This is a genomic window from Synergistaceae bacterium, from assembly GCA_017444345.1.
In the GTDB taxonomy this organism is placed as follows: Bacteria; Synergistota; Synergistia; order Synergistales; family Aminobacteriaceae; genus JAFUXM01.
Map to the genome: position 1 here is coordinate 1 of JAFSWW010000029.1, position 6,874 is coordinate 6,874.

A 6,874-nucleotide genomic window follows, 5' to 3' on the forward strand; every position below is an offset into this window, starting at 1 on the left:
ATTTTTTGCCCGGATGTGCCCACATATAACCGAGTAAGAGTCTCAAATTCGCGCGTTTCTGCCACCAGTCGCCCGACATCTTATTAATTAGCGATCCTTTACCGTGTACTACTTCATCATGTGAAATCGAGAGCATAAAATTTTCACTGAATGCGTACCAGATACTAAACGTTAATTGATTCTGATGCCAGCTGCGATAAATGGGCTCAAGACTCATATATTCTAAAGTGTCATGCATCCAGCCCATGTTCCACTTCATGCCGAACCCGAGTCCCCCTAAGAATACCGGACGCGTTACCATCGGCCAGTCTGTGCTCTCTTCCGCGATTGTCTGAATAGTCCCGAATCTGCCGAATAATTCGCTGTTGAGATCTCTTAATAGTGAAATTGCCTCAAGATTTTCTTTTCCGCCGTATACGTTTGGAATCCATTCGCCGTCACGTCTTGAATAATTAAGATATAACATTGACGCAACAGCATCGATTCTTAAACCGTCAGCGTGATATTTATCAATCCAGAATGCAGCACTTGAAATCAAGAAACTTCTAACTTCATTGCGGCCGTAATTAAATATATAGCTGCCCCAGTCAGGATGATAACCCCTGCGCGGGTCTTCGTGTTCGTATAATGCTGTCCCGTCATAGCGTGCGAGTCCAAAATCATCGGTCGGGAAGTGGCTCGGTACAAAGTCAAGAATTACTGCGATATTTTTCTTGTGAAGTTCGTCTACTAATTTCATGAAATCTTCAGGCGTTCCATATCGGCAAGTCGGCGCGAAATATCCTAAAGTCTGATAACCCCATGAGCCATAAAATGGATGTTCCATAACCGGCAAAAATTCTACAGCGTTGAATCCCATATCTTCGCAATAACCGGGCAGTTCTTCGGCCATTTCCTTATATGACAGCGATAAACCATCGTCCCAGTGTCTCCGCCATGAGCCTAAATGCACTTCATAAACGCTTAAGGGTGCGCCGAGATTCATTTTTTCGCCTCTGTGTGCTAGCCAGTCAGAGTCTCCCCATTCGTATTCGGGCCAGTGAGTAATTGATGATGTTCTCGGTGGAAGTTCGAACAGGCGCGAGAAGGGATCCATTTTTTCTTTGATTTCGCCGTGAACGTTCTTAATGCAAAATTTGTAAAGCTCCCATTTTTTGAGGTCAGGGACAAAGCCCTCCCATATTCCCGAACCGTCCCAGCGTGGTGCGAGCGGGTGTGCTTCAGTGTTCCAATAATTGAAATTTCCTACAACACTTACTGATTGAGCGTTAGGAGCCCAGACACTAAATGCGACTCCTTCTGTTCCGTCAGCAGGATCTGTAAAGGGGATCGCTCCCATTTTGTCATATAAACTGTAGTGAGTGCCTTGTTTAAACAGGAAAATATCATAATCGCTTAGTGCCGATACTCCATGTCTTATGCTTCCTGCCATGTGATAATTTACCCTCCTAATATAATAAATAAAAATTTTATTCTCGTGATTGAATCATGTTACTTGAATAATATCATGTTTTAGAGAATTTCACGCACAAATTAACGCGTCTTGCATGAATTACTTTTTATCAGTGTATAATTAAGCATACTTATATTATTTATCAAAGCTAAAAACAGGGGGAATTTATTTCATGCGTATAAAAAATTTTATCTTAGCAGCGTCGTTATCGCTATTAATTACTAGTGCGTCAAATGCTGCAGTAACTCTCACAAATACAGATCCTCACGTGGGTGAGCAAGTAATTTTTTCCGTTCAGAGTTCGCAAATACCTTCGGGCGGGTCTGTTGAGTGGTCAGTTGCTCCTACAACCGGCAAGAATCCGGCAAGAATCACACTCAGGGCAGGCGGGCGCGAGTTTGCATTTACTCCATTAGATACACAGCCCGTTAAAGTTACAGCAAATTTCATTAATTACAACGGCGATATAATCGAGACTTCAGAAAGCACTATTACACCGACGGAATTTGTGATTAATTCTCAAGTCGTAGTTGATAAGCCGTTAACTTTATGGGACTCGTCAAAGCATTCAAATAATGTCATGAAAGACAGCGATTTATTAGCGAATACTCCCATTAAGATTCGCGCTGAACTTGCACCGGAATTCAAAGGCGAACACACATTTAAATTTGTATCAGACGCGGCGACGGCATTAATGAGTCAGGACGAGAACGAAATTTTTATCAGGCGCGGAAGTGTCGGAGAAAGTGAAATAATGGTAACTGCTTTTAACTCATCGGGAATAAAACTCGGTCAGGGCTCGGCAAAAATAAGAATAAATATTCCCATGTCAAGATTTGAAGAGTCTTCACGTGAGCGCGAGGCTTGGAATCTATGGCAGAAATCACAGGAAGAATGGGAAGGCAAAAATTATGCAAACGCCGTGAAACTTGCAAATCAAGCCGTAAATCTTGCACCTAGAGACTCTGAAATTGTAGACGGAACGAGGGCATTTAACACGAATTTTGCGAGATTCACAAAGGCCGAGAAATTACGTTCGGACGCTAAAAAATTTGACTCCAGCAAAAAATTTGATGATGCTTTGAAAAATTTGCGTGCTGCTGCTGTAATATGGCCTCTTGATACTGATGCGGAAGAAATAGCACAGGCCGAACAGAAAGTTAATGATTATAGATTACTAGTTCAGCAGTCTAATTGGCTTATAGACACGGGGCGGGCTTATGACAGTGAAAACATGTTCGAGGAGGCACTCGAATATTACGCAAAGGGAATCGCAATAGTATCAAATGACTCAGTGAGCGACAGAATGGAAAAAATTAGAAATCGCTTGACTCTCATAGCAAACGCCGATAAATACGCAGGTGAGGGGAATTCTTTAGAACGTGAAGGCAAATTAACGGAGGCCCTGCAAAAATACGGCGCAAGTGTCTTAAGCAACCCGGACGCAACTCTAAAGGCTCATATTGAAGAATTGCAAAGTGTAATAGCAAGACGAGAGAGACAAGCCCAGACTCTTTATCGTGAAGGTAATGAGTTAATGCGCAAAAATAGCAATCAGGAAGCATTAAAGAGATTCCGCGAAAGTGTAAACGTTTGGCCTAATGATGACGCAAGACGGAGAATAACTCAATTAAGAAATGTGAGACTCCCGGCTGATACAGTTTTGAGAGGGCCTGAAGATTTCGGGATCGGGACAAAATTAGACGCTCAAAGAATATCAAACGAGGCAGACAAATTATATTCACAGGGCAGACTCGACGAGGCATTGAATCTTTACAGGAGGGCGCAGACAATTTCAGAGAATCCGCAATTAAAGGACTGGCTCAAGAGATTCGAGAGTTCAATCAGGGAACGCAACGCAGTCAGTGCAGCAAACAAGCAAATTAACGAGGCAAACGCGCTTTATAAATCAGGCAAAGTGAAGGAAGCTCTTGACTTATATCGTGAAAGTCTCAAAGTTCACCCTAATAAAGAAATAGAATCCTTCTTAAAGCGTCAGGGGGCTGCATCTAAGTGAAAATTTTAGGGTTCTGCAATCTCAAGGGCGGAGTCGGAAAAACTACGGCATGTCAGAATATAGCCGCGGCTCTTGCCCTTCTTGGCCGGAAAATTGCAGTAATTGATATGGATCCTCAAAGCAATTTAAGCGCGGGATTTGGCATTACTCCTTTACCCGATGAGCCTCAAGTTTTTGATTTATTATCGGGTGATATGTCATGGGACGATGTAATAACACGCAAGGAAAATATTGATATTATTCCCAGTTCGCTAAATATCGTAATGGCCGAATTGAATCACGACGGGCCGATCAGTGATGATACAGTTTTGCGCGAGGCCCTATCGAATATCGAATCAGATAGATATGATTATATTTTGCTTGACAGTCCGCCCCAGTTAGGAGTCTTCACGAGAAATGTATTAACAGCCTGCAATAATATTATTGTCCCTATGGATGGAGGATATTACAGCTTGCTGGGTTTGCAATTATTAAATTCGTCATTGCCCGTATTTCGTGAAAGATTGAATCCAGATTTAGCAATTACGGGAATTCTCATGACAAATTATAATGCTAGATTATATATAGCACGTCAGATTTATAACGAGGTCAAGGAAAATTTTAGCGATGTCTTATTTGATACCTGCATAAATCAAAATGTGAGTCTCATAGAAGCGTCAAGAATGGGAATGTCAATTTTTGCATATTCTCCGCGTTCACGAGGTGCAAAATGTTATAAGGACGCAGCAATCGAGTTATTAAAGCGTCTTGAGGGCGAAAATTTCAGCAATGACGAGTCAGACTCAGGCGTTGAGACTCCGGACTTAAAGCAAAAAATTATAGACATGATTAATGACTCGCAAAAAGATATGTGGCTTTCAATGCTCGGTGCAGTTAGTGAAATTTCTTGCGCAAAATTAGATATTGACTCCCTCAAGTCCGAATTTGACAGTGCTGATCATGATAGATTTACATTTTATATTTTGACTGAAGAGGGCGGGAATTTAGCACCTGTTATGACTAATGCGCAAATAAATGAGTCCGTGAAAATCGCTCTAAAATGGGACGAAAACGGCTCGGCTCAAGTTTACATGTAAATTTTATAGAAGGAGGCAAATATTTATCATGAAAGTTGTATCAGTCATTAACTACAAAGGCGGAGTCGGCAAGACTATATTAACAGCAAATTTAGGAGCTTATGCAGCTTCACAGGGCAAAAGAGTTTTATTAATTGACATTGACCCTCAGACACATTTAACTTTCAGCTTTATGACTCCTGAATACTGGCGCGATAATTACGCAAACAGCAAGAAAACTTTAAAGACTTATTTTGAGGGCGTAAAGAAACAAGCTGATATTCCCCCGTTGTCTTCTCTTGTGATTCCAGTAAATAAGACTCTTGAGAATGCAAAATTAGATCTCATTAGCTCGCACTTGGAATTAATAAATATTGATGTCGAACTCGCAGGACTCGCAACCGGCCCGACAATTGAAATTTTAGCGCGTAATTCTCTCAGGATTCACAGCTATTTACGCAAAGAACTTGAATCTATGCGCGATGATTATGATTTAGTCCTGATTGACTGCCCGCCAAATTTTTACGTCATGGTAAAGAATGCCATTTTAGCGAGTGATTGCTATATAGTCCCTGCTAAACTCGATTATTTGTCGACTCTGGGTATAGTCGAACTTGAGAAGAAAATCGCTAATTATCTTGACGAGTACGAAGAGTACAGAAATATTTTATCAGAAGAGAATTACCCGCCTGTAAATCCCAGTATGCTCGGAGTCGTTCCCATGATGGTAGATATTACAAAGGGTGAACCTATCGCAGCACAACAGGCATACAAGGAAGAGTTAATCAAGCATGATTATTATATTTTCAAGTTTGTGAGAAATAACAGCTCAGTATTTGGCACTTACCCGAAAGACGGAGTCCCGGCAGTGTTGACTCGTCCGAGATTCAGTCTCACGGCAAAGCGCATTATTAGCGAGTTAAAAGAGTTAGGCGATGAATTTCTCGAAAAGTTAGAAATATAATTAGTTCTCTCTTCTCCACGTGAAATTATTCGGGAAGAAAGCTCGCAGTCTCTGAACAATAAGCCCGGCAGCAACACTCTTTACAATATCGCCGGGCATAGGCATTAACACGAAATAAAGTAATAGAGTCTTAGCTCCTAATTCATTGCCGATGTAATATTTACTCATTAAATAATAATATGGAATCCCCGCCGCATAAATTATAATTATTCCTGCCAAAGCCCCCGCAATCCATGTTAAGAGACTCGGCGAAAATTTTTCAGCAATATATCCCGCAATCCACGCCCCGCCTATAAAGCCCAGAATATAACCGAATGTAGGATTTAATACAGTACCAGTGAAGACAGGCAGCCCCGCGAGTCCTGCTCCGATATAGACACAAACGGAAATTGCGCCGTAATTTTTGCCCAGAACGAGCCCGGCCAAGACTACAAATAATGTTTGCAGAGTCAAAGGCAGTAAAGGCGTGGGAATCCTTATATGAGTCCCGATTGCAATTAACGCCGCAAATAAAGCACATAAAATAATATATTTTGTTCGCATAGTTATAATAAATTCTCCCTTATTGTGAAAACTTCTCCGGATCGCAAAATTTCTTGATTACCTGATTCGTTTATGATGATTAATCCGCCCTCGTCGTCAATTCCTGATACATGAGCATTTAATTTTTGCCCGTCTTTAATATAAGTAATATTTTTGCCCGTTAAAATCGAATGTTCCCGATATGAGTTTATTATTTCTTGAGAGTTCAAATTATCAGCAAATTGCATAATATAGTCTGCTATTCTCGCGCAAATTGAATTTCTTGAGCAGATTATATTATTGTCCTGAAACAATGCCCCCGCGTTATAGTCTCCTGAAAATTTTTGAGTCGTTATATTTATGCCGATTCCAGTAATAACGCTTTCAATTTCGCCGCTCTCAAAGCCTGTTACAGCTTCAGTGAGAATTCCGCAAATTTTCTTGCCGTCTAAATAAATATCATTGACCCATTTTATAACGGGATCGAGTCCGCATAAATCTTTTATAGCAAGACACACAGCAACAGCCGCCGCAATTGTGATAAATTGAAATTTTTGCGATTCAATTTTAGGCCGTAAAATCAGACTCATATATAAGCCCGTCCCAGCCGGTGAGTCGAAAACATGCCCGAATCTTCCGCGCCCTGCTGTCTGTGAATTCGCAGCGATTAGAGTCCCCTGTTTTGCCCCGTCAAGAGCGATTTTCTTTGCATAATTATTAGTAGAGTCAACTTTATCAAGACAAATTATATCGCTGACTCGTGAATCTTCGCGCAAATATGATCTAATGCCGTTTTCAGTCAAGAGATCGCTATTTTTGTCGAGTGAGTAGCCCTTATTAGAGACTGCTTTAATTTTGTAGCC

6 protein-coding genes are annotated in these 6,874 nt (G+C 41.1%); 3 read left to right on the forward strand and 3 right to left on the reverse strand.

All coding sequences use genetic code 11. The features are described 5' to 3' along the window. The coding region (gene glgB / locus IJS99_01720) for a 1,4-alpha-glucan branching protein GlgB (GenBank protein MBQ7560538.1) at positions 1-1,432 on the reverse strand (1,432 nt) is incomplete at its 3' end. 193 nt (positions 1,433-1,625) lie between these two features. Here glgB and IJS99_01725 point away from each other — a divergent pair. The 3 genes from IJS99_01725 to IJS99_01735 are packed head-to-tail and all read left to right on the forward strand — an operon-like array spanning position 1,626 to position 5,489. Then, entirely contained in the window at positions 1,626-3,470 is a 1,845-nt protein-coding gene (locus IJS99_01725; protein MBQ7560539.1) for a tetratricopeptide repeat protein, read from the forward strand. Further along, the gene (locus IJS99_01730) at positions 3,467-4,546 is read left to right on the forward strand and encodes a ParA family protein (GenBank protein ID MBQ7560540.1); all 1,080 of its coding nucleotides are present in this window, start codon (positions 3,467-3,469) and stop codon (positions 4,544-4,546) included. Before IJS99_01725 ends, IJS99_01730 begins: the two co-directional genes overlap by 4 nt. A gap of 28 nt (positions 4,547-4,574) precedes the next feature. Beyond that, on the forward strand, positions 4,575-5,489 hold the full coding sequence (locus tag IJS99_01735; protein MBQ7560541.1) for an AAA family ATPase: 915 nt from the start codon (positions 4,575-4,577) through the stop codon (positions 5,487-5,489). On the opposite strand, the gene IJS99_01740 is transcribed toward IJS99_01735, so the two are convergent. Continuing rightward, positions 5,490-6,032, reverse strand: a complete 543-nt coding sequence (locus tag IJS99_01740) for a biotin transporter BioY (protein ID MBQ7560542.1) — start codon at positions 6,030-6,032, stop codon at positions 5,490-5,492. A 2-nt stretch (positions 6,033-6,034) separates the two neighbouring features. Beyond that, a partial coding sequence (locus tag IJS99_01745; protein ID MBQ7560543.1) for a biotin--[acetyl-CoA-carboxylase] ligase occupies positions 6,035-6,874 on the reverse strand: 840 nt, incomplete at its 5' end.